Genomic DNA, 25,884 nt, shown 5'->3' with positions numbered 1-25,884 from the left:
GCGTGCTTCGTTAGGCAGAAACCTTATCGAACTCAGCTCTGATCAGCCTTTCTTAGTTTTCTTATCAGTATGCGACTGAGCCGTTCGGGGGCTCGGGTGATCGAAAGCAATTTTCAACTAAAGTCCTCGACCAACTGCCGAGTTTTCCGCGTTGGCTCTCTGTAACTTACAAGTCTCACATCAAGTTCAAAACGCGACATTGTCGTCAGAGCTCGCCGGATGGCAGCGTCAATCCATTCGTCCTCGTTGCCAAAGGCACCCCCACCAAGATGTGTGAGTAAAACCACATTCGACATCCCCCGCTGTTTGTTCAGGACAGCAGCCAATAAGGTGGCCTCATAGGCCGCCTCCAGAACTAGCGACGCGAAGGGCTTCCAGTGCGCCGACGGAACACGAGAATAATTGATCGGGAGCGCTGAGCAAAACACCTGGGAAACCCGCGGTCGATGCGTTCCATCAGCGTCAGTGACCTCCACGTCGCTATGCACACCGACGCACAGCCTGCCGCGCAACGTATCGAGCTGGTCTGGCGTCAGACCTTTCAGGTGCTCCGCAATAGCGTCAAGTCCGACGCGTGTGCACAGGGCGTAGCCGTTGGTCATCTGCCACAAAGCCTCAACTGGCCTATTCAGGTCCGCGGCCAGCGCTTCACCAACGTCGGCCAGTCCGTCGAGCTGGCGCGTTGCTGTCTGTCCGCAACTGTCGCCAACTGGAGCGAAGTAGTTCCTGTAGATCGTCGCTGCTCCGGCGGCGATTGCGCACGCTGGCCCCTGGGTCGGGTCACTTTGATAACGGGTGACCCCATGCTCAGGAGTCACCGCGGGACCGGTCATCTCCAGCAGGTTGAATTGGGAGGCAACTTGAAACAGGGCACCGGCGTTCGCGGGCAGACGATGCATGCGTCGAACGTCGCCGTTGACGGCTGCCAATTTCAACTGTCCTGCCGGACCGCTGAGGGACATCGCCCGCTCACGCAACGACTGTAATGACACTAGCTCAAGCTCGCCGATGCCATAGCTTTTTCCGTTGACGAGAGACTGGAGCTCACGTCCATCGACCTTGATCCTGGCGCGCGTGTCGGCGTAGTTGCTCTCGCGAAACCCCGTCAGTCGTTCGAACCAGTCCATTTCTTCATCTCGCGCAATACGTCGTTCGCCAACTGGAATTGGCCGGGCTCGCCCTTGGCCACGGTCCTGATGCCTTCCTTTTTGAGCTCCGCTCGCTTTGTCTTGATCCGGCCCTCCTTCTCGTCCTCGCCGAAATCGTAGATCAGGAGAAAGACGTGGGGGTGGATCTTTAGCTCCACTTTCCCCTCTGCAACCTGCCTGACGAGATCATCGACCGGCCTAGCCGGGCTTTGACCGCTGATCTCCACCAGATTCCTGCAGACCCTGACGTAGCCTTCAATCAGGCTTTCCTGGATTTCCTTGGCCTGAATGAACTGCTCATACTTGCTGATTTGAGCGATCACGGCGATGGAACGATCCGGAGGAGGCAGGCTCTTTTTCCCCTTCGGAAGCTTTTCAAGGTCCCACAACTCACGATTATCCGCGCATTTCGCCTCGCAGAAGACCAGCTCGGCTCCGCCCGGTTTCCCCGGCACCAATACGACGATGTCCATCCGCGGCGCAGACAGATCGCCGTTCTCCCCAGCCTTCGTGAAGGCAATTTCAAGATCAACGACCTTCGGCTCTTTCCTGGCGATCTTGTGCACGCCGCTCTTCTCGGGCCCGGCAAATCGCTTGGCGGTCGTGACGAGTTGCGTCAAGGTCAGCTTGGTCTCGTACTCGGTGTTGACGATGGTCTTTGGATCGAGATCGAACGCCTTACCGTCGAACGAGACATAAGGATCCTTCTTCTCAAGCTCCGGCTTCACGAGGTACTTGTAATGGATGGCAAGGCGGGGCTGGCTGCCGTCGCTGCCTCCTCGTCCGAACGCAATCTTGAAAACGCTCTGACCTTTGACATAGGCGTTCAGGTATCCGTTCCGGACTGCAAGCAACAGGTCCTTGCTCTCCAGCACCTCCTTCCACCAATTATCGTCCGGGCTCCCTGCGAGTGTTTTCAAACCCGCGATTTGCAGACTGGAGAGACCGCGCTTGAGGAAGTTCAGTTCAGACGTCAATCCATTCGCCATCGTTTGCCAATTCCACGTTGCTAAAGAGATCCGGAAACCGAAGCCGTTCAAACGTATGTATCGGGATCAGGCGCTTCGCTGCCACGGCAGCGGCAAGGCGCTTCAGGTCGGATGGACCAGCGTGTCCCGAGGTATGTATCGTTTCGAACGGGATGCCACGGTGATTGCAATCGGCCCGCAAAGCCGCTCCAGCCTGGCCGTCAGCCAGATAGCCATCCCATTGCGACCAGAACACCCTCGCGCCCGTGAGCGCGTTGGCCTGATCGAGATCGGAGATCATCCAGCCCCGAAATAGCATGACCGAGCGCGGGGCGCTCCCGGCGAGTTGCCCGGGCCAAATCCGAAAGCCGCGATAACCATCGACCAGGGCGGCAATCCCCTTGGCCTTCAATTGAATGCGCTGTCTTTGCGGGATGTAGACTGCGAGATTCGACCAGCCCGGCGCGGGCTGGGGAATGCTGTCGCGCCCCGTGGCCTTCAGCACCTCGGCGGCATAGGCATCGATGATGAGGCTGCGGCCCGTTCGCTTCGCCGCGCGATAGATCGTGACCACCCGGTCGATGTTTTGGGCTGAGCAAGCGACCAGGGCGATGCCTTCGGTCTGCTCGAAGCGCGTGACGAACGTCTCCTCGAGGTCCTCCTCGGACGGAAACGTCTCGTCGTCAGACAAACGGCCGAGGCTCGATCCTTCCATCAACATGAGGTCGATGTTGCGAGGCGGATCGCTGATCAGTGCGTCGAACAGCTTGCGTTTCCGGCCATGAGCGCGAAGATCACCGGAATAGAATACGCGCTTACCGCCGGACGTGATTTCCATGGCGTAGGCATCAAAGCCCGAATGATCCACGAGGCGCGGAGCGACAGTGAAAGGGCCGATCTGAATTGGCTTGCGATGCTCAAGGTAGTGACTTGCATTCAAGGCAACGGCATCGGGAACGAAATCGGCGGACGCCCGGATGATGCTCTCGGTCGCCTTCCCCATGATCAGCGGAATCGCGGGGTTGACCTTCGGCACCAGGCCCCAATGGTCCCGATGACCATGAGACAGGACGATACCGAGAAGGCTGGCGCTGACCGTGGAAAGCCCATCGACGTTGGGCAGCGGCGTGGAAGCAAGATCGCTGGCGTTCAACGGAAGACCGAGATCGAGCAGGATTCGGGCTCCCTCGCTCTCCAGCTCGATACAGGTGCCACCAATCTCCCGCGTCCCCCGATGGATTCGCAATCTCACTACGCGACCTCGTCCCCAGTCATTCCACTCCACCTATATTCAATCGAGGCCCCGAGAAATTTACACATTATGGAACATTTGCAAAAAATATTCGCCTGGCGAAGCACTGCTTCTGATGTCAACTAGAATGGTTGCAATGGGCGGTCAATATGAGCAAACGGATAACCTTCGCGATTGGAGATATCCACGGATGCTTCGAGGAGCTTAGGTCTCTGCTCGACGCCTGCCGAAAGGGCGCAGGCGACATCGAGCACGATTTCCTCTTCCTGGGCGACTATGTCGATAGAGGGCCCGCCTCCGACGAAGTGATTACCTGCCTGATGCGAGAACAGGCCAGCGCCCCGTCGCGATTCCGCTGCCTCCTGGGCAATCACGACCATATGCTTTGCCTCGCCGCGGATCGGAGCCGCTCCGATGCCGACCTCATTCAATGGTGGGCGAACGGCGGGGAGGAGACGCTGGATGCTTACGGCATCGATGACCCCTGCGATCTTCCGGCAGAGCACCTCGCGTGGATGAGAGCGCTGCCTCTTCAAATTCGCGACGAGCACAGGTTGTTCGTTCATGCTGGAGTAAGACCGGGCGCTCCCTTGAAGGCCCAATCCAAAGACGACATATTGTGGATACGTGAACCGTTCTTATCGTCGAAGCTTTGGCACGGTGCTCTTGTGGTGCACGGCCATACCCCAACGACGACGCGCGCTCCCGACGTTCAAGCCAATCGCGTCAATCTCGATACGGGAGCCTGCTTCGGGGGACCTCTCACAGCAGCGGCTTTTAGTTCGGTCCAGTCAGGGCCGCTGTTCTTTGTCAACAGCGACGGCTTGAAGTTTGAGCTGCGATCCGAGCCCACAAGAATGCGAAGCCCTAAAAGCTAGGTGCGCTGAAAAGGTCTCGCACTCGATACACTTCTCACCTTATGTTTAAAGTTGCTGATCTATCTCCTCTACTGGCCGTGTTCTGCGGCTAATATCACCAAAAGGGTGATGGTCAGTTCAGGGTTGAGTGATCGTTCGACAGAAGATAAGCTCTTGATCAAACTACAATGAATTGCGCGTCCAGTTCGTCATTCCAGTCTTTCAGAGACTTCGGACTTTTGATGCAATCGCTCGCGACTACGTCGCTTTGATGAGTAGGACGACAAAGTTGGCGTCTTGCAGCAGCGTGCCCAGACGCCCCGGGCCTCACCGAAGCGCAAGTCCGGTTAATTAATTTTTCAGCGAATCCGGATCAAAGACGGCTCGCGCCTGAGGCTTTAGCCATTCGAGCAAGCGAACGACATTCGTGCGTTCAAGGGCAACGCAGCCCGCCGTTCCATTTGTGCTCGATCTCCAGACGTGAATGAAGATCGCACTTCCTTTGCCTTTGACTATTGGATTCATATTGTAGTTCACAACCAAACCGAATTCGTAGAGTCCATCGGTTCTTTTCATTTCCTCGAAACTTTTGGCGTTCGTGTTTCCGTGCACCCAAGTGTTGTATTGGTCGGACGCCACGTCATCGATGAATTTGTCTTCTGCCGTGGCTTGGCGGTAGGGGACGGACGTTTTCATGATGGGCCCGTAGCCGAACGCCGTTCCTATCGTGTAGATCCCCGCGGGTGTACGGAGATCGCCTTCAGTTTTTTCGTCCTCGGGAGCGAAACCTTTCTTGCCGATGACCGCCGGTACGCGAAACTTCTCCGTCCACGTGCTTCCGATTTTTTCAAAGGCGCGGAGTTCCGCTTGGACGCCCTCTCGACCCTCGACGACAATTGCTTGTGACGTATCGGTAAGACGGTCTAAAACGCGCTGAGTGCCTGGGTTAGCATCCGCGAACGCGACGCCGCTCCAGATTAAGACAAGTGAAATACTGGGTAAGCATATGACCTTACCGCAAGCCAACTGGGGTTTCTGGTCAATCATCAGGTCCGGGACCCTTTTCAGTGAGACATGAGACCCTCTAACTGATCTCACCTTTTCCCAAATTAGCTAATCGGCCCACGAAAGAATATAGCGGCAGCTCTAGCGAACGCACGGTGAATTCTACGTACCGCCCTAGTGTGAGCTGTCCTCCATTAGCGTTCGAAGGTTAAAACGCTCAAGCCGTCGTTTCTAGCCTTTACGAGCAAGAACGCGGGGTTTCTGCGAGGTGCGGCATCATCGGTCGACCCCACCCCCTCTACGTGTCACTTTTAATTCGATCTCATTAAGATTGCGCTGTCAATACTATCCCGACGTTGCCACTGGCCCCATCAAGATTGCCAGAGTGGGTCCGGCGGACCAGCTAAATGGAGCTTTTTGGCCGACTGGATACATGCCGACCAACCCGACGAAGCAGGCGACATAAGGGGGCACTCTGCGAACGGCCGGATTGCAACCGCCGCCGAAATTGCTACGATACAGCTTCTGATTGTTTTTTCTTTCGTATGTCGAAGCATTGCAGCGTCGGCGTGAACTCGGGGGATTAGATGAAGTTTTTTGTTAGCCTGCTTCTTACCCTTTGCTCAATTACTTCTTGCTGTGCTGAAGTTGTAAAAATCTTTCCCGGTTCAGGAGGCGAGGTTCAAGCTACGCGGCTATATTCGATAGACTATCGCTGCGATGTGAAATCTAACAGCCTAGACACTGTCGCTAACGCTTTGGATGACCTGATCAAAGCTCACGTAGCCAAGGGCACGCTTTCGCACATTGTCTCCATCTACAAACAAAGCGGCGACGCCGCGCCCGGGTCACCGTTGGCTTCGACAGATGCGATATTCAACACAACGGTATTGGCCCAGGATTTCGTCCCGTTCTTGCACGCGACTCCGCAATCTATATTTTCCGAGTGTAACGGGCAGATCTTCGTCAACGGGTCGAGCAACTTCATTATTCAAGCCGTGGTGACAGTAAATTCGACTAATGTGCTTGCAGATGCACTCGCGAAAGGTTCGACCCTACTCAAGAGCGCCGTCAGCATGGGATATGCACTATTCAGCAAGAGCCAAGTTCCTCCAGAATTTACAAAGAACGTCAATGACACGAGCCAACTGATAACAGACTACAGTGCTTTCAAATCAATATTTGACGCGCCGAGCGATTTTAAGGTCACCAAGACGGCTACACTGCGCATCGGTACGAACAGGATTGTGACGTATGACGCCGATCAGAAAGTCACAAGTTCGGTGGTGCTCCGCGTAAATCCTGTTGTCAGCTTGGTCGCCGATGGTCATACCAACTTTATCTCTGCATATAATGCTTCAGCAACAAGTACGCCGCTCGACTTAAATGCATTCGCCTTTGAAGAACTATTCAAGAAGTGCGAGTTCGAAGCTCAAAAATACTATAACGCTGGCATAAATGACGACAGGGACATCGCGTATCTGCTTTATCGCAGGACGCTCCTGGCGAGCAATTCGCATCAGATAATCGCGCAATGCATGGGCCCAACAATCGCGCGCGCGGCTCTTATCATTATGCGGCAACTTCCTACCGTTGCCGACGGCTATAAGATCACCGACGACGATCTGAAGAATATCCTGACAGACCCGCCGTCCAAGCAGCCTCACAACCGACCGACATTGGTGAAGGACGTTCACGCTCTTCTCAATATGCTAGCAGGAGATACGCAGACCGCTCCAGACGGGCTGAGAGGAACCGATCTGTCGGACTTCAAGAAGCACGTATCCAGCACCGTCAAGGTGCGGGACAGGACCTTTGGTTATGAAATAATGAGCCTTCTCTTTGGTGACACAGTCAACAACGAGAGAACCGTGGCAATTGACGAGCTTCGTGCGTCCTTGCGAAAAGCGGGTATCAAAAGGTGGCTGTGCGAACAGGCAACAAAGAAGGACAAGGACACCAGTCTGCCGCTATACGATCCTCTGATAGACTCGGCTGTGATTGCCATTGCGGCCAAAGCAGAGCGAGCCGATACGCTTGATTACAACAAATCAAAGCTGTTTGGCGTTCATCTTCTCTTCGCGCCTGCTTACAATCCAGATCCCCTTGTCGCTAACGAGATCATCTTCGAAGACCGTCTCCGAGATGTCTTGCTGAAAGAGAACCCTACGTGTGTTTCCAACACTCCTGGATCGACGCAACATTGATTCGACTGGGGGCGAGAAAATCACAATCTCATAGACGTAGCGAATGCTGTTTTGGAAGGAGGTCAAGGTTCAGCATTTCCCCGGCCATCACGCTGAAGGTTTATGGCTAGCAGAGTCTTCGTCGACCCAAGCGTGATTCGCGCGTTGTTTGTACGGATATCCGCGCATTGCTCGGTAATAAAGCACTAGTTGCAAACGCATGGTTCACGCGTTTTGGGTGAGCCTTTTTCAAGTGAGCTAAAAACGCCAGCGCGCCGCTCGCAAGCTTATCGCGTTATGCGAAAGCCTCTAGATGAGCTTAGACTGGTTATTGCTAAGGAAATAGTCCAGCACGTCGGGAGCTCGATGCTATGAATGATCGTTGCCGATGGAGACTTATAATCCACGCTCGTGCATTAGCCGTCATCTTTCTCTGCACTGCGGCCGGTGTCGCCCACGCCGATGAAGATACCTGCAAGTCTGCACGTGACTCGCTCCAGGAACAACTTTCTAGCCGCTTCACAGGATTCAAAAAGGCGAGTGTGCTGAACTTAAATACCCTAAGGGCAATTTCAGCTACCGGGCCCGGCGGTGACTCGCCTGGCTATGAGTGCTGGGCGACCGCGATGATTTGGACGGCAAGCTCAGATGCGCCCCGAACGGTACGTATTATCTATACAGTATTCAATCTGAGAGGGTTGCCAATCGAAGTGAGCGCAGTCGGCATCCAGTACGTCTGCGGCCGCGAAAAGCAGTGGGATGAGTTGTATTCTGTTTGCAGTAGATAAGAGATCTTGATCGATACTTGATTAGGCGATTCAACCCGCGGGGATACAGTTCGCCAATCGCGTCGCGCCTAAGCGCAGCGGCGCAAAAACAGAGGAGGATCCGATATGCAATTCGGGAATGCGATGCGCCTCTCGAGCGCTACTCTCGCATTGATCTGTTTGGCTGATGGCAGCTCCATGGCGACTGAGTTTCGCTTCTGCGTTTTTGGTGAGAAGAGCTCAAGCATCATCCGCATTATAGGCGGCACTGAACTCCGCAAAGAGCAGGCTCGAACCCGTGCAGAAGCTCGCTTCTGCGAATTGAGCTGCAGTCAGGCCTGCGCGGCAGTGGATTTCAGCGAAAGCCTCTGTGGACGGGAGCCGGAAAGTCCGCCGTTCGATCTAACCCGGGCTCAAAGTCACGTCTTCTGCGAAACCCGAGATGGGAAGAGCGCTCCGAACGACGGTTTCTCGGCCGCGATACGTGCTCTTCTAGGCCCGGGCTACTCGGGCAACGGCTCAAGTGTTGCAAAGGTTGTTCAGATAGCCAACGGCATTCTATCAAAATACGAATGCCCCCTTCGCTTTAAACTCGATGGCATGGCAGCACCAATGCCTCAAGCCTTTGTAGGTTTAGCGATTCAAGATGTTAAAGCGCTTAAAGCGGTCGCGCACTATCCCGGATCGGTCAAATTTGTTGGCTCAATTGGCTTCTGCGGCACCAATCCCTCCACTCTGAGGCTGGATGGGAACGGTCGTGAAGTGATCAAAGAATGCACTGTTGCGGAATACTCCACAGTTCTGCTCGCGGACGATTCACCGTCGAACTCTGCGATACTCCTTCTAAGAGGTTATGGACACCTCGCGCAGATAGAAACCGACAGAAGAGCCGACCTGGCTTACACGCTGGCTGATCCAGACCTATTGATTCCATCGAGCCCTTTACTCGAAGGGAAGATGGATCAGTTTCGCGTCACGAAACACCAATGTGTGCAACTTGCTAGATACACGATTGAGAGAGAGAACGTTAGTGCGTTGAGTCCGAGGTAAAAGATCATGATAAAGTGTAACACGACGCTCATTACTTGAACGAGCGCGCAGTTGCTTAATGCGGTGAGCTGCACTTCGTAAGCCCCGCTGACGGATCAGGCCCCTCCGGCGCGTCAGCAGCGGAAAACAACTCGAAGATGTCCCCCAATTTCTACTCGCCAACTATGGAAATTGTTGGCACAATGCGACGCATTGCTCCGACGTATTCACATCCTCCTCCTCCGCGTCGATTAGCCAAGGAGACCCTCGATGCCAATTTCCAGACGCATTTTTACTAGCGGCATTGTCTTGAGCGCCACTCTCGGACCCAGCACACGATCAATTGCAGATCCGCCGTCTTACGATCCCCTGCCGAATCCAGTTCCTCTACCTAGCCAATATCAATCGCTGAGCAGCGAACCGCCCATGAACCAGGAATTTGCGGACCAAGTAACCGTCCAGGGGACACAGCCACCGACCTCGGCTGAGGTGGCTACGGCGAACCAGATCATCGATTCGATATCGAAGATGGAGAATGCTAGGCCAATCGAAATTGTAGGCTTTTTGCTTGAGGTCGCGCGCGGTAAGTACAGTGCGGATTGGCCGCCATATACAAGAGCATGGCCCGTCGATGCACCGGCTAACCCACTAATATTAGACTTCTTCCGTGCGACGAAAACTAGTCCGGTCGGGGACACGACAGCATGGTGCGCCGCTTTTGTGAATTGGTGCATATCCAAAGCGCACGGGGGAAATTTGCCCGTTGGCGCAAGTCGACCGACTGGCAGCGCGGCGTCGGCTAGTTTCCGGACATGGGGCAAGCAGTCTCTGGCCTTTGACCCGCAGTCAGGAGATTTGAGCGGGCCCTTCACACCTGCAGTGGGTGACCTGGTAGTTTTCCAAGAGATGCTGCCCAGCGGTCAACCGGATCCAATCCATGGGCATGTCAGTTTTTTTGTCAAAATGGATGCTGATGGAGTTTGGTGCGCTGGAGGCAATCAATTTGAGGGAAAGCCAGTTGTTCATGCCATCAACTCGAAACGGATACCAAAGCTGGGCGGGCTCCAGCTTCATAGCATCCGCAGAGATCCGGCACTCTGAACGATGAGACGAGTTCGCCTTGCACCCCTGGTTCTTGTGCTGACGCTTTTTGCGTCTAGCGCTTTCGGGTGGGAGGAGGTCGGAATCTCTGATGTGCTGGAAGCTACTAAAGCTGGAGTCGTCAAGCTCATAATTAGCAGGCAAGACGGAACAGTTGATTGGGGGTCCGGGTTTGTGGCCACCCACGATGGGCATGTAATTTCAGCCGCCCACCTGTTTCCCGAGTCTCCCAAGGCTAGTCTCATCGTTGGCCGCATTGCAAGATTGCGCAACGACGACAACAGTCAGCGAGAAAATCTTACGGAACTAACGCTGATATACAAGGATGAGGGGCTGGATATTGCGCTGCTACAATTCGCGAAAGCTGTAGATGGGATGCGCGCCCTTCCGATGCGAACTCGGCTGCCTTCTGCGCAGGAGACGCTTTATATTCTCGGCTTTCCCGGCGGCCAGAATCTCATGACGCAATATCCGGTCGTATTCCAAGGATTCGTGACGGAAACCAAATTCGAGTACCAAGGCATCGCGAACAAAGGGAACAGTGGCGGCCCGATAGTGGACAGGGATGGAATCGTGATCGGCATTGCGAGCGATTCTGCCGATAAAATAAACAACACGCCTATAACCAATACCTATCGCGGGATTCCTACTCGGAGTTTGCCTATTCCGTCCGGATTCCGCATCGCAAGTACAAGCCCTCTATTCGTTAGCAATAATAGCAGGCTCTTCAAAACCGCGCCGTCGACGTGGACCGCAGAAGAAACAGAAAACGCCACAAAAGACTTCTCCATCAAAGGGAAAAAGCCCTTTTGCGGTATATCCCCTCCAGATCAATGGCTGTTGCGCCAATCTGAAGAGAAGGGCTTCTTGCTCCTCCCCCCACCTAGTAGCAAACTAGGTTCCAATGACTTTAGATTTGAGTTCATTGTCAGAAAAAAGGAAGCTTATGTTGAGCAGAACGAACTCCTGGAGTCATCAACATTACTCGCGCACTCGCCTTACGGCATCATGCCTCAAGAGGGCCAGTCTATTATGCTGACGCTGGCAGATACCGGAATTGGCGGGACGCAACAGCGGGCTACACCAGTCATCCTTCGCATTGCCGACGGGAACATTATCCTTTCGAAATATCTTCCGAGGACATTTGACCAGTATCAGTTCAGACCGGGGAATGCGGATTCCGCGTTTATGTTTTGTAAGGCGAAGGTTGGCATTCCCATGGAGGTGTATCTTCCATTTTGTGAGAACCTCATTAAGCAAAGTTTGACGCGTTACTATGATCGGGACAATCCATGTCTGCCTGGTCTATCCCGCTAAGACGCAGTCATTTTGAGCAAGCTGAATAGATTTGATCCCATTGCTTATCTTCCCCGCAGAAGTAAGCGATGCCGACCGCCGTAAAGTCGATTCCTTGGTAGCCCTTAAAGTTTCGACCGTTAGTCACAGTATAGATAAACTTCACTGTTTGGGGCGGAGAGCTGGAGCCCTTCTGGACATTTGCACGGCCTATGCATTCGTACCCACTCTCGTCCCCGGACGTTTCGGACTTAACCGTGTCTATACTAAGCAACATGACCTGCGCGTTTGGAGCACCGAGTTTTTCTCTTATTTCATCTGCAAGCTGATCGCGCACGGACTTGCAGGTATCATCGGCTCTAACGGACGCTAGATTAAAGAAAACCATTACGCCGAGTACCGGAAGCAAGAACTTCGCCCGCTTTTTCATATTGCCACCGCGTCTTGAAGGAGGATGAAACATAGCGAATCGACAGATGCGCGCTCGCTTGAAGTCGTACCAATTCCTTCCTCTGAAGGAGAGATCAGAATATGAGACTCTCGCACCTTGTACTGTACGTTTTTCTCTCTGCGCCTGCTTCGGTCCAAGGCGCAGAGCAACGCTTCTGCGTGCTCGCTGAGGACGCGATTGGGAATGTTCGAGTGTTTATTCCCGATGATCAGAGTACGAGCACGCTAAAAATCGACGTGGAGAGCGAATTCTGCGAGAAGAGCTGCTCTTCAATCTGCGCAGCGGTCGATTTTAACTCTGAGCTTTGCGGCGGTGAACTTGAACAACGGCTTACACCATTCGATGATTTCCGAAGCCGTGTCTTCTGCGAAAACCAAAAATCAACAACGGCCGTCAGCAACATTACCGCTCGGGTAGCCAAAAGCTACCCTCTTGGTATGCAAGGTGCGGATGCGGTTATAGACGCAGCAAACAGGCTATTGGAAGCGAATCAGTGTCCTTTGACATTGAAGAGTGATGCGCCGGTGCAGAACCTTCCCCCTGCGTTCGACACTTTGACTATTAGCGACGCAGTACAGTTAAGAAGGCTCGGACATTTTCCTGGCAAGATCAAATTCGTCAGACAAATCGATTACTGCGAAAGACCTCAAGCTACTTTTTCCTTAGATCGCGATGGCAAGGAACTGATCTGGGCTTGCGCAATACCGTCCTACGGCTCCGCCGTTATTTCCCACCAATCTTTAGAGAACTCGGCAATTCTTCTCCTTCGCACCTACGCTCAGTTAGCCGAGGTGGGATTCGAGCCATCCGACATTGCGCTTACGTTGTTGGACAAGGATATGTTTATTCCTGTAAGCCCCCTACTCGAAGGAAAGATGCAACAATTTCATATCTCGAAGGCGCAGTGCGTACAGCTGATTAGATACGCAAAAAGAGATGGTGAAATGCATCGCGTTAGATAGGCAGCAGTGCGGAAGTCATTGATTGAATTCGTCAACCACATTTAGTGCTCGGCTTGCAAGCGACCTTAGGAAGAAAAGTATGCGGACTTTTGTGATTTTGGTCCTGTTCATTGGCTTCGCACACGCGGGCACTCTTCGCCAAGTTGTTCTGGACGATTTGCCCTGGGACTTACGAGCGCAGCATGCAGTGATGCTTGCTGCGACGGCTAATGACATAGTAGAAGGAGCCTTCTCTCCTATTTCAGAGAGACCGCTCAACGATTCTGATGTACAAAGTCATGCTGTCGAGAAAACCGACGATCCACGAGTCGGTCCGTCGATCATCTTGCATCCGGACATTAAGCGCTTTCGTGTCGCGCAGAACCAATCTAAAGCGCAAACGACTTTCGATTTATCCAAGTTGTTTCTGGGTCAAAACCGACAAGCGATTGAAACGGCCATGGGACCGTTCAAGGGCGTAAAAGACGTTCCCGTTCGCGGCGAGGAAGATCCTCGGACTGGCGTATATAGCTGGCTCAATCTGAGTGAGTACTATTATCGAAAGGCCGGGTATGTCATCAGGGTCATATATGGCCGCAATCATGAGGCGATTTCAATTTTCGTTGGTTTGAGCGGAAAAACACAGGCTCTTGTCGGTTCATTTGGTGACTGGCCCGTCGATAAACTCTCTTTGCCCATTCGTTGGGGGGACATGAAGTTCAAGCATGTCGGATCGAAGGACTGCGATCAATGGGTTAACAGCGCTGCAAGTGCATCATTGGTTTCTATAACCTGTCCGTATAGCCATACACCGCCAGGAAGCTCCGTCGCCAGCCGCATGTCCTGTTACTTTTCCGCCGGGTATAGCGACGGAGCATTTGGAGTTGATCTTGTTGCTGACTCTCCAGAGCTCTCCTCTTTTGACGTGGACAAGTGGAGGGAGAAGAACTTCTCCGACCAAAAAATACAAGAACTCACTTGGCAGAGCATCAAGGATCGGAGCCTAAATTATCTTATGATCACTTGCGATGAGCGCCTGATTAAACAAGATTTTGATCCAAGAGACGCTGATAATCAATGACTCGTAAACTGATCTCGCAGTGCCTTAGGTGAGCGGATTAGCTTGAGACGCCAAGCCGCCCCCTAAGTTCAATGCAGCCGGAGCGTAATTTTCGGTGGTGTTGGCTATTCTTCGCCAATCATAAACGGTCTCCCAAAAAGACTGACTGATAAGGTCACGCGAGGCCGCACAACGGCTACTCAGCCTCACCAATTTCTTGCCGACCCCGGAAGGTCGCCTTTGCGGAAGAGCAGTCTCCTTAAATCATTTGCTTTCTTTATCGGCCACTGCAATCACACCTCTCGATACACACATCATTATGTTCACAGTCGTCAGCCAGAGCGTCAGTGGGTGTGCCCAGCGCGACCGACCGAGATCTCTTTAGATCGGCTAACAAGCCTGCCGCAGGAGCGTAGCACACGCCGATCTATGAGAGGCGTTCATCGCCGCGAAGCAAGCTTATGTAAAGGACCCCTGTCATTAGATCACAATGCGTCGTGGCGGGACGATGACGCCGTTGAGTACCATTGTCTGATTTCTCCGTGCGCGCAAAGTGCTCGATCCTAAAGGCCGCTCTTCCCCGTCCGACGCAATGGCACGACCTCTTGCCTCTAGTCGGACGTTCCGTATGCGTCGCGTCTGGCTTTGGCGAGTAGATGTGGTTGCGGTTTCGGAATTGTAATTGGAAGCCAATCAGTCGATGATCCGTCGTTGCAGGTAAGCTGAAAGTACGCATCTGACTTATAACTTGATGTGTATAGGTCGAATCGAAAGCTCGCTTCAGCGTTTGATCCCTCGGCCTCCATAACTAGATTTGGGATCTTCGTAGTACCAACCCCGACGGCGCTTTGAGCTAATTGTGTCCGCACTCGTCCCGTGCACGTCTTGTTGTTATAGCCCTTCTGCTGGTAGCGGAAGTGGACAGAAAGCGTGTATTCACGATCCTGTTCAGTCTCCATGAAAGGATCGGATAACCAGACGTTGTCAACTTTTAGATAAACCTCCTTGGGAGCTGACGGAGGCAATATTGCCCACACGCCTGTCGCTAGAGCTGCGACGCCCCCCGCTATAAAAGCGACGGCCTTTTGCTTTCTCTCGTTGAGAATCCAAGATGGTAACCATCGAGTGATGTCGGTCTTCTCAGTGTTCGCTGGTTGCTGCTTGCCCACGCGTAGCTCCCATTTCGGTGCTACAATTTAAGCGACAGCGAAGCGATCTTTCAATACATGATAGACTGTCAGCTCAAGGAGCTTGAACCCCTGCGCAACCTTTGATCTAACGCGATAGATATCCAGATTGTCACGCTATCTCATCGGGTAACAAGTTCAAATGGACTCAATAGCCTTCCCGCCGTCGATCTTTTTACGCCAGCCATGCGGAGCGACGCCGTTGCTCTCCCGCTAGAGTGCTCCTCTTAGAGCTTTGGCTATCGCTACTGGAGTCGAGCAACGGCGGCGCATGGATACCACGAGCGGAATGGCACAGCGACGAACATGTCGTATTCGCCGTCCTCATGAACGAAAAATACTCGATACCTTTTCGCTATTATGTTCACAGTTGACAGTGAGGTAGGCCCCGCCGGATCGTGCCTACGGTTCTCAAAGGAGCCTCGGGCGAGGCCGCCCTAGGCTGATGGCTTCGGCTCATTGGTACAAAGAGACAAGACCTGCGCCGTTATTCGCTGCCGAGCAGCGTCGAGCCTTTCAGGCTCAGTCTTCACCGACAGGTCGCTTCTGCGCTTTTGTCCGAGAAAATACTTGATGCGTTCACCGCTTGCTCCGCTCGGATGAGGCAAACCAATCAGAACATTGTTCCGATCCAAAGCACCTTGCTGAATAATCCACTCAAGGCCCTGAGCTGCTTTTGGGCCAAGTGGCACCCAAATCGCCTTCGACAGCGTCACAGCTTCCTCCTTGAGGCATGTCTCCAATAGTTGGCGAAGCACCGGAGTTGCGGTCATTGAGGGCTGGCCCGAATAATTTGCCCCGTTGACGAAAACGGGATAGCGGAGCGCACTGGTGAAATGAACGAGGTCGCTCCGATTCGTCCATAATTCTGCCGTGCTGCTCAGACCGGCCCAGCGATGAAGCCCCACATGATCTAGCATAGCGACGAGATTTGCGCGCATCGGCCCTGAAAAACTTGCGAAGACTTTGGCTTTCTGAAGAGCTATCGCATTGCTCGCTCCTGCAATTAATTGTCTTCGAGCTTCGAGCAAGGCATTGCGCGCCTGCTGCGCTCCTGGGGTAATGCCTACGACAACTACTTTGGCACCGTGCTGTATGTGCTCAAACGGTGCGTAGGAAACGGTAACGCTCTCGGCTTTTGAAATAACCAGTCGGGAGCCGAGCGTCACATCGTATCGAATGTCAGCTTCAGACGAGGATGTGAGGATAGAAGAAAAGCGATCTAGCAAGTTAGTGCCTCTATTGGACGGTTCGAGAGCGTCTTCCGTGGAAGGCTTCCTTGTGAATGATCCATTCAGGAGTTTCGAAGAATCTGTGAATGAGATCGACTAAATCCTGGAGGGCCTGAAAGTCAGACTCATTGAACGGTGGCGGACCGAGTAGCTTCGTCACTTCCTCATCTGGATATCCAAGCGCGCAGAGGGCACGCATGTTTTCCATCGGCATTCGATACCGCTCGCCAAAGGCTACAAGCGTACGCTGGATTTGCTGCTGATTGTCGAACAGTTCGTCACCGCTGACGTATGTGTTTATGCCAATCGTAGGAATAGTCAGTTGGTCAAATTCAAACGGGGCGCGCAGGCGACGTAGCTTGCTTCCTGCACGTCTGAAGTCTGTGATGGAGGGACCTTGGTGCGAGCCATCGAAGTGACTGGCCCCAATGTCACCTAAGAGCAGCCCACCTGCGAATGGCAGAGCGATTTGGGTTCCCGGCTTCGTCTTTGGCGCGCTCAAGCCAAATAGGGAAAAAAGCAAGGTGGGAACCCAGGTGGTGATCCCGTCCAGCAGATCAACAATCGATTCCGATTTCATATTACCGCGTTCGAACAGGCGGAAAACGGCGTGCTGAGAAACGGCTACGTGATGCACAGTTTCGATCAGCTTAAGAACGTTGCGTTGAAGCACGTAAGTGTTCGCACGAGCGATCATCCAGGATTGCTCGGTGCCTTCAACGCAGCCAGGCCGCGTAACCTCAATAATGACCTTGTTCTTGACGGGGTGCCGTACCGTTCTCGAAACTACTGATGTTTGGCCAATGCTTCTAAATTCGCGTTCAATCTCTTCCGCGAAGCCCTTTAAGCGTGTCTCGTCGATTCCACCCCGTAACAGGTACGTCTCTATTACCTTCAAGTTGATCGGAGTTGCCGGATCTGTTTTCGATTTCGTTCGCGCGGCAAGGTGGCGAAACAATTCCCGGGCGCGGCCGCGCGCAAGCTTTTCATCCATGAACGTCCCCACATTTCAAGTCGCGGTATCTAAACTAAGACCTGATTTTCGCAATAGGACCTAAGGCGGTGCTTCAGCTTCGGAGTCGAATGGCCAAGAAATTGAAGTTGCATTGTTGAGAGCGCAAGTTAGAATCACGACAACCAATTCGAACAGGACCATGCCGGGCAAGCAGGCAAAAATCTTAGCTGCTGACCAGATCGACAACCTCCTACTCTTTGCCGAAACGACTCGGTATCCGCTTCGAGACCGCGTGATCGTCTTGCTCTCTGTGAAAGCTGGCCTGCGAGCCGCCGAGATTGCAAACCTCACGTGGGACATGGTTCTCGATCCGAATGGTACTGTTGGCACAACTTTGGAGTTGAGAGACTGCGCTGCAAAGAAGGGGCATGGCCGAACAATCCCTCTCCATGCCGATCTTCGAGAGGCGCTCGCCGCGCTGACAGGGCATTCAGAACCATCACGGCCCGTCGTGCTTTCGGAGCGGCGCAGCAAGATGAAGCCACGCAGCATCGTCATCTGGTTTAGCCGCGCATACCGCGCCGTCGGTCTTGACGGCTGCTCCTCACATTCAGGTCGCCGAACATTCATCACGCGGGCGGCGAGGCTTGTGCATAAAGCCGGTGGTTCGTTGCGCGATGTTCAGTTGCTTGCTGGGCATCGCTCGATCCAGACCACGCAGGGATACATCGATGGCGACAGTGACGCCCAGCGGAGGTTGGTATCTCTGATCTAGGACCCCGCTCGCCTAGCCTAAGATCGCCCCGAAAGATGGCGGCAAAGCCGACTGCCCCGTGTAGCGAGCTACCGCACAGTCACTCCGACGCTTTGATCCGCACCGTCTGTATAGTCGCTGGATCACTATCGTTGCTCGATGAGATCGACGACGAGTTTCGTCACGGGGGCCTGGATCAAGCTGTGGCGTCGGGCCATACGCCGCCGATTTTCGATTGGCTCCTGACGGCGTTCAGCTTTCAGGGCATCTCCGACCAGGTTGCCCGTAACTACATGGAGAAGCATGGGACCGCGTCCTGGTCCAAAATGGAGGCAAGCCTCCGAAATTCGCCCTCCTGCCCAAAGCTCCAAACCTTCCGGGACTACGGGGGCTGCCGGTACGACAAGGGGAGCTTCACCTGTGCCGAGCCCGATCATATCGATGCCTGTCCAGTACCTCGTCCACACCTCCGGAACGGGCGGCTTAATCAGACGGCCTACAGCCTCTTTCTATTCGTCCGGGACATCGCTGGGGGCGATCTCATTGGCTGGATCGATAGCCAATTGGAAGCCACCACAGGGTTGTCTGACGCCGATCTGGAGGCCGCCAGACAGGAAGCTCTGATCGGCCCGCTCCGTGAGGTTTTCGGTGTGGCCGACAAGGTCCTGACCAATGCGCTGTCCTGGCTGATGATAGGCGCGCGCAACCACAGGCCCGTTTGGTTCGAGACCGGAAAGGCCATGCTGGTCATTGATACGCTGGTCCACAATTTCTTGCACAGGACCGGCATTTTGGAAAAATGCGGTATTCCCCATCGATACGGCCCGGCCTGCTACGCGGAAGGCGGCTGTGCCGAAATCATCCGACGTGTCGCGGAGCGGATTGATGCTCGCTCCTTTAATCCGAGCTTTCCAGAGTTTTTCCCGCGTTTTGTCCAGCACGCCATCTGGCGATATTGCGCCGCGGACGGTCTCGACCTGTGCAACGGCAACCGAATTGACGACCGCGAGGCGTGCCAAATCAGCTACTGCTACCTGTTTCGAATCTGCGGTCGAAAACCGCTAAAATCGATGTAATTTCATATATTTACTGTATTTACAGGTACTTGTTCTCGACCATTTATTAGCATATACTGTGCAAGCAAGGTCGATTCACGACTTAGCTGATTTTAGACTTTGAGATACTTCCGGGATTACCTGAATTACCCTGAGCACTTCTTGGACTAAAATCACCATTCAATCGCAGATTGAGGGAGCCTGTCGGCTCCCTTCTGCATTTCTGGGAGCTAGTAGATGGGCAAGAAAACTGGGAAGGCCGCAGCGGCAAAGGTTGATCAGGTCTACGTCCTAGGACTCGACGCCAATGGCAAGCCGCGCGGCGCTCGGTTCGCCGAGCTAAAGGACAGCATCGTGTCGGCGGCCATGGACATGAATTGCCGGGTACTGATCGACCAACCGGAAGCAGTGTCAGCGTTGAGCATGAAGCTGCCGGTGGGACGAGTCTATGGCGGCGGCAAGGTCGTGAAGCTGTTCGTCCCGAACATCAGGCGTGAACTCTACGACAAGATACTGGGAGCGGCGGGACCGCTTGCCCAAGAAGAGCCTGCTGCCGAAAAACTAGATGCTCCACGGCAGGCTTCCGACAACGCTCAGACGAACGGGAAAACGGAAGCCGCGACCGCGGAAGTAAGATGTATTTCGCCGGTAACTTCCGGCTTACCGCGCAGTTGGGAAGAAATAGGCGTCGGCCACATGGTTCTGGCCCATGAGTCGCCCGATGATGGCTGGTGGGAAGCCGTGGTTATCGCGAGGGATGCAGAAATTCTGACTTTGCGATATCGCGACGCCCCCAAGCTGCCGAAGTTCATCAGGCACATCAACACGGTCGCGTTGGTCAACCCCGGCCTCGCCTGATTCTACCCGCCCTCGATCCCAAATTGGCTCGGACTGCGGCCCGGGCCAACCCCCTACCAACGCGCCGGACAGATTCCGGCATCCCCCAACATCACCGGAGAAAGCAACCATGTCGGTTGAACGGATTCGTGCGCTCAATGATCAGCTTCGAACGACTCTCACGGGCGGCAAGGCGTTCATGACGCCTGGCATTGCCGCGCTCGGACCAGAGGCCGTTCAGCGTCTCGTAACGGCTATAGGGACGTTTGACGACTTCTGTATAGCCAACGATCCGCACGGCGAGCACGATTTCGGCATGCTCGAATTTGAGGGCGCTTCCATCCTGTTCAAGATCGACTACTACGATGCCGACTTCGAATTCGGTTCGCCCGATCCGTCCGATCCGACCGTTACCGAACGAGTGATCACCCTGATGTTAGCTGAAGAATACTGATTGGTGTGGTTTAGTCGGGCTTGATAGCAGATAGCCATTTGATTGCCTCGCGAGGGTCCGTAATTTTACGGAAGTGACGTAGCGAGTAGCCTCCACCAAACCGCTGGTATCGCAAAACTGGGTATGCGGGTCCGCGGGCGCATCGCGGCTGCGGCAAGGCTTCTTCGCGAGCGACGTGAGGAGCTGACCGCGACTTTAACCGGCGGCTGGTTTATCCGAAGAACGGCATCGTAAAAGGCTGCCCCATCGGTGGGCCGGGATGCCGTGCAGCGTGGCGGATTCTGCGATAGTTGATTGCCAAGCGTTGCCGAGTTAGGAAGAACCCCGTGAAGAATTCTACAGCGCTCAAAAGTGAATAACGTGCTTTAATTGGTGTGCATGAATATTTCCGTCCAAGTGTTCGATCCAGATCGCATTGCGACCGATGTTCAACTTTTTTGCAGTGAGATCGATCATGATCCCTGGGTAATGTTTCACGGTACATCTGGCTTTAACGCCGATGCCATTGAGCGTGAGGGGTTCAGACCACAGCTCAATATGGTCTCACGCGAAGAGCTTCAGCGTGTTGCCAGTGTTTATGAAGCGATGAAATGGGCTGGAGAGAGTTGGGGCGGCCTACCTGTACTAAAACCGTTCTCTCTCGACCATGACTTACGTGATCCCACAACGGGCTTGTTATTTTTTGCTGAAACCAGTCTCAGAGCGTTGTTGTACGCAACGCTAGATTTTGCCGGTGGAGAAAAATTGCGAGCCCTGAGGTTTGCCTTTGCTGACCTTGACTCTTACTTGCGTGAACCAGCCGTTCGCGAGCGGCATGAAACCAAAATGTTGGCGAACTTTCGCAGTCTTATCGGGATGAATGCTCATCCCTCAATGATCGAAATAGCGAGGCCGGTGAAAGTCGATCTTGATTGGCTGAGAGAGCAAATGGATGCTCTCGCAAATATTCGCTGGGTTGCTGACGACGCGGAAAGGCGTCACGATCATGGAATTGTTTACGCCGTGAAAATGACGCCTGATGACCTGCAGGGTTTGCAGTGGAACTCATCTATGGGCATAGAGGCGACCACCACAATTCCGGCCTCCAAGATGCTCGCGAAAATCGCTGTTCCCCGAGATTATAGCTGCAATTTGTTTGCAGATTGCGGAGACGAGTATATCCGTCGGCAGAGCGCGGGGCTTATTCCCGCTTTGGCTCGTCAGGCAAATAGAGCAGCGCCGGGATCGGTGAGCCTGACATAGGTACCGCTCTTGTGCGGCCTCCTTAGCGCCGCTTCCGCTTTGCCTGAAGAAAAAAACTCGACTAGACGAGCGGGATCGGGGCTGAACTTCTCCCGGCCCGAAACCGTGCAGTCCTTGCGGTCGGCGCCGCGGCCTTGCGACTTTAATTCTCTCATTGGGATGACAGGTATGCACCTGGCCAGCACCCCAGGTAGGCGCGATCTTCCGCTGAGGATCGATCAGACGGCGACGACGGCCTTGATCTCCAGGTTCGCCCTCCAATACCAGGGGCAGCAGCAGGTCGGCGACTTTGTTAGCGGGATAGTCGGCGGAGCCGGGCCTGCACTCACGAACATCATGGCTGCGCTCGGTCACACGACCCTTGCCCAGGCCGAAAAATATACCCGCGAGGCCAATCGGAAACGCGGCGCACGAATTAATGCGCGTGGCGACACGGTGGCGACACGGCCAAAACAAAAAGGCCGCCCCGGGGGAGCGGCCCTCTGAAAGCCCTGCAAAATCAGAGGCTTGTTTGGTTGCGGGGATAGGATTTGAACCTATGACCTTCAGGTTATGAGCCTGACGAGCTACCGGGCTGCTCCACCCCGCGTTAAACCGTTGCGTGCCTTGCTGAAAGAGAGCCCGAGCCGGTCGGCCAACGCATCAGATGGCGCCGATCGATCCGTCCGGAGGCTTCCTGAGAAGGCGACCCGGGCCGAAGCCGTCGGGTGCGAGGGGTATGTATCAACGTGAGTGCGGTTTGGAAAGCCCCGGATGCGGGTTTTTGAGGTTTTTGTGACGCCGAAATCTGTGGTTTTCCTCGCAAATTTACCGCCGGGAACCCGCTCTTGCCAGATCGCGCGCAAAAGCGGAGCTTGGCGCCCAACAAAGTCCGTCAAGGACACGTCATCCGAGGGGGAACGCCGAGGGGAACGCCATGGACCGGCCATTGAAGAGCCCGGGGCTGCATGCGCTTGAGGAGGCCTTTCACCGCCAGATCGAGCTGTCGCGGAGCGAGCCGGCGCCGACATTGCAGGCGCGGCTCGACCGGCTGCGCCGCCTGCGCGCCGCGCTGACCGAGAACGAGGCGCGATTCGAGGCGGCGATCTCGGCCGATTTCGGCCACCGCTCTACTGTCGAGACCGCGATCGCCGAGACCATGCTGGTGCTCGGCGAGATCAAGCATGCGGCCAAGCACCTCAAGGGCTGGATGGCACCCGAGAAGATCCCGACCACGGTGCAGTTCGCGCCGGCCAAAAACCGGCTGATCCCGCAGCCGCTCGGCGTGGTCGGCATCATCGCGCCCTGGAATTATCCGCTGCAGCTGACCTTGGCGCCCGCAGTCGCCGCGATCGCGGCCGGCAACCGGGCGATCATCAAGCCGAGCGAATTGGTGCCGCGCTTCGCCGAGCTGCTGGCCGAGGTGATCGAGAAGAAGTTCGACACCACCGAGCTCGCGGTCACCGATATCGACGACGACATCGCAAAGGCCTTTGCCGCGTTGCCGTTCGATCATCTGATCTTCACCGGCTCGACCCGGGTCGGTCGGCTGGTCGCGGAGGCCTGTGGCCGCAACCTGACGCCGGTGACGCTCGAGCTCGGCGGCAAGTCGCCGGTGATCGTCGACGGCTCTGCCGATATCGACGAAGCCGCGCAACGCATCGCCTATGGCAGCTGCTCAATGCGGGCCAGACCTGCATCGCGCCCGACTACGCGCTGGTGCCGCAGACCGCGGTGCAGCCCTTCGCGATGCGGGTGCAGGGCCACATGCAGCACATGTTCGGCACCGATCCGAAAAATGCCGACTACAGCTCGATCGTCTCGGACCGGCATTACACGCGGCTGGAGGGCCTGGTTGCCGACGCCGCCGCGAAGGGCGCGACCATCATGCAACCGGCGGCGCCGAACGATCCCGAGTGGAAGGCGAGGCGCAAATTCCCACCCACCTTGATCGTCGACGCCACGCCTGAGATGACCGTGATGCAGGAGGAGATCTTTGGACCGCTGCTGCCGGTCATGGGCACGCGCGACGCGACCGAGGCGATCGCCTTCATCAACAAGCGCGACCGCCCGCTGGCGCTGTACTGGTTCGGCACCGACAGCGCCGCCCGCGACGAGGTGCTGACGCGCACGGTGTCCGGCGGCGTCACCGTCAACGACTGCCTGTTCCATTTCGCGCAGGCCTATCAGCCGATGGGGGGCGTCGGCGCGTCCGGCACCGGCGCCTATCACGGCGAATGGGGATTCAAGACGCTGACCAAGCTGAAGCCGGTGTTCTACCGCTCGCGCTTCAACCGGCTCGCCGATCTCTATCCACCCTATGGCGCGAAGATCGCACGGCTGGAGAAGCTGATGCGGTTGTTGTCGTAGCGCGTACGCCGTCATTCCGGGATGGTCCGAAGGACCAGACCCGGAATCTCGAGATTCCGGGTTCGATGCTAGCGCATCGCCCCGGAATGACGAACAAGAACAAGCAAGGGGGAAACGTGACAGACACATTCGACTTCGTGGTGGTGGGCGCAGGCTCCGGCGGCTGCGCGGTGGCGGGGCGGTTGTCGGAGGATGCGGCGACCTCGGTGGCGCTGCTCGATGCCGGCGGCAAGAACGACAATTGGGTCGTCACCACGCCCGGCGCCATCATTCTCATGCTCTCCGGCAAGATCAACAATTGGGCGTTCGACACGGTGCCGCAGAAGGGCCTGAACGGCCGCATCGGCTATCAGCCGCGCGGCAAGGGGCTCGGCGGCTCAAGCGCCATCAATGCCATGGTCTACATCCGCGGCCATCGCGCCGACTACGATCACTGGGCTTCGCTCGGCAATACGGGCTGGAGCTACGACGACGTCCTGCCCTACTTCAAGCGTTCGGAGCACAACACGGAGCTCGACGGCGAATATCACGGCAAGGGCGGGCCGCTCAACGTCACGGGCCTGCAGTCCGACAATCCGGTCAAGGAGATGTTCCTGCAGGGCGCGCGCGAGGCGCAGTTCCGGATCCGCGACGATTTCAACGGCGCCGAGCAGGAAGGCCTCGGCATCTACCAGGTGACTCAGAGGAATGGGGAGCGCTGGAGCGCAGCGCGCGGCTACATCCATCCCCAAATGGGCCGCCGGCCCAACCTGCGCATCGAGACCCAAGCGCAGGCGACGCGCATCATCTTCGAGGGCAAGCGCGCCGTCGGCGTCGAATACATGCAAGGCAAGGAGAAGAAGGCGCTGCGCGCGCGGCGCGAGGTCATCCTCTCAGCGGGCGCGTTCCAGTCGCCGCAATTGATGATGCTGTCGGGCATAGGCGACGCAGCGGCGCTCGGCAAGCACGGCATCGCCAGCGTGCATCATCTGCCGGGTGTCGGACAGAACCTGCAGGATCATCCCGATTTCGTGTTCGGCTTCGCCTCCGACGCACCTTATTTCTCGGGGCTGTCGTGGAGCGGCATCGGGCGGATCATCAAGGGCATCGGGCAATACCGGCGCGAGCGGCGCGGCCCGATGACTTCGAACGTCGCCGAATGCGGCGGCTTCCTGAAGACGCGACCGGACCTCGACGTCCCCGACATCCAGCTGCATTTTTGCATGGCCATGGTGGAAGACCACGGCCGCAAGCCGCGCTGGGGCACCGGCTTCTCCTGCCATGTCTGCCTGCTGCGCCCGGCAAGCCGCGGCAGCGTGTGGCTGAACAGCGCCGACCCGCTGGCAGCCCCCGCGATCGATCCGAATTTCTTCGGCGAGGACAGCGACGTCGAGACCATGGTCGCAGGCTTCAAGATGACGAAGCGGCTGCTCGACACGCCGGCGCTACGCGCCCTACAGCAGAAGGACATGTTCACATCAGATGTCCGCACCGATGACGACATCCGCAGCATCCTGCGGGCGCGCTCCGACACGGTCTACCACCCGGTCGGCACCTGCAGGATGGGCACCGACGATCCGCTTGCGGTGGTCGATCCGAAGTTGCGCGTGCACGGGCTCGAAGCGCTGCGCGTGGTCGACGCCTCTATCATGCCGACATTGATCGGCGGCAACACCAATGCTCCGACCATCATGATCGGAGAAAAGGCCGCCGACATGATCAAGGCGGAGATGCGGGCGGGATAGCGGCCACCAAGCAGGATCGTCATGCGCGGGCTTG

General features: G+C 55.6%; 21 protein-coding genes, 1 tRNA gene and 1 pseudogene. 15 read left to right on the top strand and 8 right to left on the bottom strand.

The annotated features are described in order from the left end of the window. Positions 1-113: 113 nt before the first annotated feature. From G6P99_RS06575 to G6P99_RS06565, 3 genes are read right to left on the bottom strand one after another with little or no spacing between them, the layout of a single operon-like run. Entirely contained in the window at positions 114-1,127 is a 1,014-nt protein-coding gene (locus tag G6P99_RS06575; protein WP_165127588.1) for a hypothetical protein, read from the bottom strand. After that, a complete protein-coding gene (locus G6P99_RS06570; RefSeq protein ID WP_165127586.1) occupies positions 1,106-2,125 on the bottom strand; it encodes a hypothetical protein in 1,020 nt (339 codons plus the stop codon). The genes G6P99_RS06575 and G6P99_RS06570 overlap by 22 nt, the downstream gene beginning before the upstream one ends. Next, complete coding sequence (locus tag G6P99_RS06565) at positions 2,115-3,368, bottom strand: MBL fold metallo-hydrolase (RefSeq protein ID WP_165127584.1); 1,254 nt, start codon at positions 3,366-3,368, stop codon at positions 2,115-2,117. Before G6P99_RS06565 ends, G6P99_RS06570 begins: the two co-directional genes overlap by 11 nt. Positions 3,369-3,517: 149 nt before the next feature. On the opposite strand from G6P99_RS06565, the gene G6P99_RS06560 reads away from it, so the two are divergent. Next, the gene (locus G6P99_RS06560) at positions 3,518-4,246 is read left to right on the top strand and encodes a metallophosphoesterase family protein (protein WP_165127582.1); all 729 of its coding nucleotides are present in this window, start codon (positions 3,518-3,520) and stop codon (positions 4,244-4,246) included. Positions 4,247-4,576: 330 nt separating this feature from the next. Here G6P99_RS06560 and G6P99_RS06555 read toward each other — a convergent pair whose 3' ends face one another. After that, the gene (locus tag G6P99_RS06555; protein ID WP_165127580.1) at positions 4,577-5,272 is read right to left on the bottom strand and encodes a L,D-transpeptidase family protein; all 696 of its coding nucleotides are present in this window, start codon (positions 5,270-5,272) and stop codon (positions 4,577-4,579) included. Positions 5,273-5,817: 545 nt separating this feature from the next. Between G6P99_RS06555 and G6P99_RS06550 the strand changes: the two genes are divergently transcribed. From G6P99_RS06550 to G6P99_RS06540, 4 genes are all read left to right on the top strand, one after another. Next, entirely contained in the window at positions 5,818-7,437 is a 1,620-nt protein-coding gene (locus tag G6P99_RS06550) for a hypothetical protein (protein WP_165127578.1), read from the top strand. Positions 7,438-8,309: 872 nt separating this feature from the next. Next, positions 8,310-9,233, top strand: coding sequence for a hypothetical protein (locus tag G6P99_RS06545; RefSeq protein ID WP_165127576.1), 924 nt, complete (start codon positions 8,310-8,312; stop codon positions 9,231-9,233). 249 nt (positions 9,234-9,482) lie between these two features. Beyond that, the gene (locus G6P99_RS47445; RefSeq protein WP_414645544.1) at positions 9,483-10,313 is read left to right on the top strand and encodes a CHAP domain-containing protein; all 831 of its coding nucleotides are present in this window, start codon (positions 9,483-9,485) and stop codon (positions 10,311-10,313) included. 93 nt (positions 10,314-10,406) lie between these two features. Continuing rightward, positions 10,407-11,630, top strand: coding sequence for a S1 family peptidase (locus tag G6P99_RS06540; protein ID WP_165127572.1), 1,224 nt, complete (start codon positions 10,407-10,409; stop codon positions 11,628-11,630). 7 nt (positions 11,631-11,637) lie between these two features. On the opposite strand, the gene G6P99_RS06535 is transcribed toward G6P99_RS06540, so the two are convergent. After that, a complete protein-coding gene (locus G6P99_RS06535) occupies positions 11,638-12,039 on the bottom strand; it encodes a hypothetical protein (RefSeq protein ID WP_334261935.1) in 402 nt (133 codons plus the stop codon). Positions 12,040-12,140: 101 nt separating this feature from the next. Between G6P99_RS06535 and G6P99_RS06530 the strand changes: the two genes are divergently transcribed. Both G6P99_RS06530 and G6P99_RS06525 read left to right on the top strand, forming a co-directional pair. Then, complete coding sequence (locus G6P99_RS06530) at positions 12,141-13,022, top strand: hypothetical protein (RefSeq protein ID WP_165127570.1); 882 nt, start codon at positions 12,141-12,143, stop codon at positions 13,020-13,022. A gap of 79 nt (positions 13,023-13,101) precedes the next feature. After that, on the top strand, positions 13,102-14,082 hold the full coding sequence (locus G6P99_RS06525; RefSeq protein ID WP_165127568.1) for a hypothetical protein: 981 nt from the start codon (positions 13,102-13,104) through the stop codon (positions 14,080-14,082). A 1,603-nt stretch (positions 14,083-15,685) separates the two neighbouring features. Here the strand turns inward: G6P99_RS06525 and G6P99_RS06520 are convergent. Both G6P99_RS06520 and G6P99_RS06515 read right to left on the bottom strand, forming a co-directional pair. After that, on the bottom strand, positions 15,686-16,477 hold the full coding sequence (locus G6P99_RS06520) for a hypothetical protein (RefSeq protein ID WP_165127566.1): 792 nt from the start codon (positions 16,475-16,477) through the stop codon (positions 15,686-15,688). 10 nt (positions 16,478-16,487) lie between these two features. Then, positions 16,488-17,474: a hypothetical protein gene (locus G6P99_RS06515; protein ID WP_165127564.1), complete on the bottom strand. Its 987-nt coding sequence runs from the start codon at positions 17,472-17,474 to the stop codon at positions 16,488-16,490. A 160-nt stretch (positions 17,475-17,634) separates the two neighbouring features. Between G6P99_RS06515 and G6P99_RS06510 the strand changes: the two genes are divergently transcribed. The 6 genes from G6P99_RS06510 to G6P99_RS06485 all read left to right on the top strand — a co-directional run bounded on the left by G6P99_RS06510 (position 17,635) and on the right by G6P99_RS06485 (position 22,263). Then, on the top strand, positions 17,635-18,210 hold the full coding sequence (locus G6P99_RS06510) for a tyrosine-type recombinase/integrase (RefSeq protein WP_165127562.1): 576 nt from the start codon (positions 17,635-17,637) through the stop codon (positions 18,208-18,210). A 131-nt stretch (positions 18,211-18,341) separates the two neighbouring features. Continuing rightward, positions 18,342-19,265, top strand: coding sequence for a hypothetical protein (locus G6P99_RS06505; RefSeq protein ID WP_246709460.1), 924 nt, complete (start codon positions 18,342-18,344; stop codon positions 19,263-19,265). 216 nt (positions 19,266-19,481) lie between these two features. Further along, positions 19,482-20,102 (top strand): hypothetical protein, encoded by a 621-nt coding sequence (locus tag G6P99_RS06500; RefSeq protein ID WP_165127560.1) that lies wholly within the window; start codon positions 19,482-19,484, stop codon positions 20,100-20,102. Between the two features lie 109 nt (positions 20,103-20,211). Further along, entirely contained in the window at positions 20,212-20,535 is a 324-nt protein-coding gene (locus G6P99_RS06495) for a DUF3768 domain-containing protein (protein ID WP_165127558.1), read from the top strand. Positions 20,536-20,913: 378 nt separating this feature from the next. Beyond that, a complete protein-coding gene (locus tag G6P99_RS06490; protein WP_165127556.1) occupies positions 20,914-21,777 on the top strand; it encodes a hypothetical protein in 864 nt (287 codons plus the stop codon). A gap of 168 nt (positions 21,778-21,945) precedes the next feature. Continuing rightward, positions 21,946-22,263, top strand: coding sequence for a hypothetical protein (locus tag G6P99_RS06485; protein ID WP_334261934.1), 318 nt, complete (start codon positions 21,946-21,948; stop codon positions 22,261-22,263). 26 nt (positions 22,264-22,289) lie between these two features. Here G6P99_RS06485 and G6P99_RS06480 read toward each other — a convergent pair. Continuing rightward, positions 22,290-22,366: transfer RNA gene (locus G6P99_RS06480), tRNA-Met, on the bottom strand. 327 nt (positions 22,367-22,693) lie between these two features. On the opposite strand from G6P99_RS06480, the pseudogene G6P99_RS06475 reads away from it, so the two are divergent. Beyond that, positions 22,694-24,126, top strand: a pseudogene (locus tag G6P99_RS06475) (coniferyl aldehyde dehydrogenase). 116 nt (positions 24,127-24,242) lie between these two features. Further along, positions 24,243-25,850, top strand: coding sequence for a GMC family oxidoreductase (locus G6P99_RS06470; RefSeq protein WP_029079679.1), 1,608 nt, complete (start codon positions 24,243-24,245; stop codon positions 25,848-25,850). Positions 25,851-25,884: the final 34 nt, after the last annotated feature.

Origin of the sequence: Bradyrhizobium sp. 6(2017) (assembly GCF_011058295.2) — a bacterium.
Taxonomy (GTDB): Bacteria; Pseudomonadota; Alphaproteobacteria; order Rhizobiales; family Xanthobacteraceae; genus Bradyrhizobium; species Bradyrhizobium septentrionale.
This window is presented reverse-complemented; position numbering and strand designations above follow the sequence as displayed.

What these genes read in the sequence shown, in the direction of transcription:
- G6P99_RS06575 (WP_165127588.1), bottom strand. Translation starts at nt 1,127, where the DNA reads ATGGACTGGTTCGAACGACTGACGGGGTTTCGCGAGAGCAACTACGCC.
- G6P99_RS06560 (WP_165127582.1), top strand. Translation starts at nt 3,518, where the DNA reads ATGAGCAAACGGATAACCTTCGCGATTGGAGATATCCACGGATGCTTC.
- G6P99_RS06555 (WP_165127580.1), bottom strand. Translation starts at nt 5,272, where the DNA reads ATGATTGACCAGAAACCCCAGTTGGCTTGCGGTAAGGTCATATGCTTA.
- G6P99_RS06550 (WP_165127578.1), top strand. Translation starts at nt 5,818, where the DNA reads ATGAAGTTTTTTGTTAGCCTGCTTCTTACCCTTTGCTCAATTACTTCT.
- G6P99_RS06545 (WP_165127576.1), top strand. Translation starts at nt 8,310, where the DNA reads ATGCAATTCGGGAATGCGATGCGCCTCTCGAGCGCTACTCTCGCATTG.
- G6P99_RS47445 (WP_414645544.1), top strand. Translation starts at nt 9,483, where the DNA reads ATGCCAATTTCCAGACGCATTTTTACTAGCGGCATTGTCTTGAGCGCC.
- G6P99_RS06535 (WP_334261935.1), bottom strand. Translation starts at nt 12,039, where the DNA reads ATGAAAAAGCGGGCGAAGTTCTTGCTTCCGGTACTCGGCGTAATGGTT.
- G6P99_RS06530 (WP_165127570.1), top strand. Translation starts at nt 12,141, where the DNA reads ATGAGACTCTCGCACCTTGTACTGTACGTTTTTCTCTCTGCGCCTGCT.
- G6P99_RS06525 (WP_165127568.1), top strand. Translation starts at nt 13,102, where the DNA reads ATGCGGACTTTTGTGATTTTGGTCCTGTTCATTGGCTTCGCACACGCG.
- G6P99_RS06515 (WP_165127564.1), bottom strand. Translation starts at nt 17,474, where the DNA reads ATGGATGAAAAGCTTGCGCGCGGCCGCGCCCGGGAATTGTTTCGCCAC.
- G6P99_RS06510 (WP_165127562.1), top strand. Translation starts at nt 17,635, where the DNA reads ATGCCGGGCAAGCAGGCAAAAATCTTAGCTGCTGACCAGATCGACAAC.
- G6P99_RS06500 (WP_165127560.1), top strand. Translation starts at nt 19,482, where the DNA reads ATGGGCAAGAAAACTGGGAAGGCCGCAGCGGCAAAGGTTGATCAGGTC.
- G6P99_RS06495 (WP_165127558.1), top strand. Translation starts at nt 20,212, where the DNA reads ATGTCGGTTGAACGGATTCGTGCGCTCAATGATCAGCTTCGAACGACT.
- G6P99_RS06490 (WP_165127556.1), top strand. Translation starts at nt 20,914, where the DNA reads ATGAATATTTCCGTCCAAGTGTTCGATCCAGATCGCATTGCGACCGAT.
- G6P99_RS06485 (WP_334261934.1), top strand. Translation starts at nt 21,946, where the DNA reads ATGCACCTGGCCAGCACCCCAGGTAGGCGCGATCTTCCGCTGAGGATC.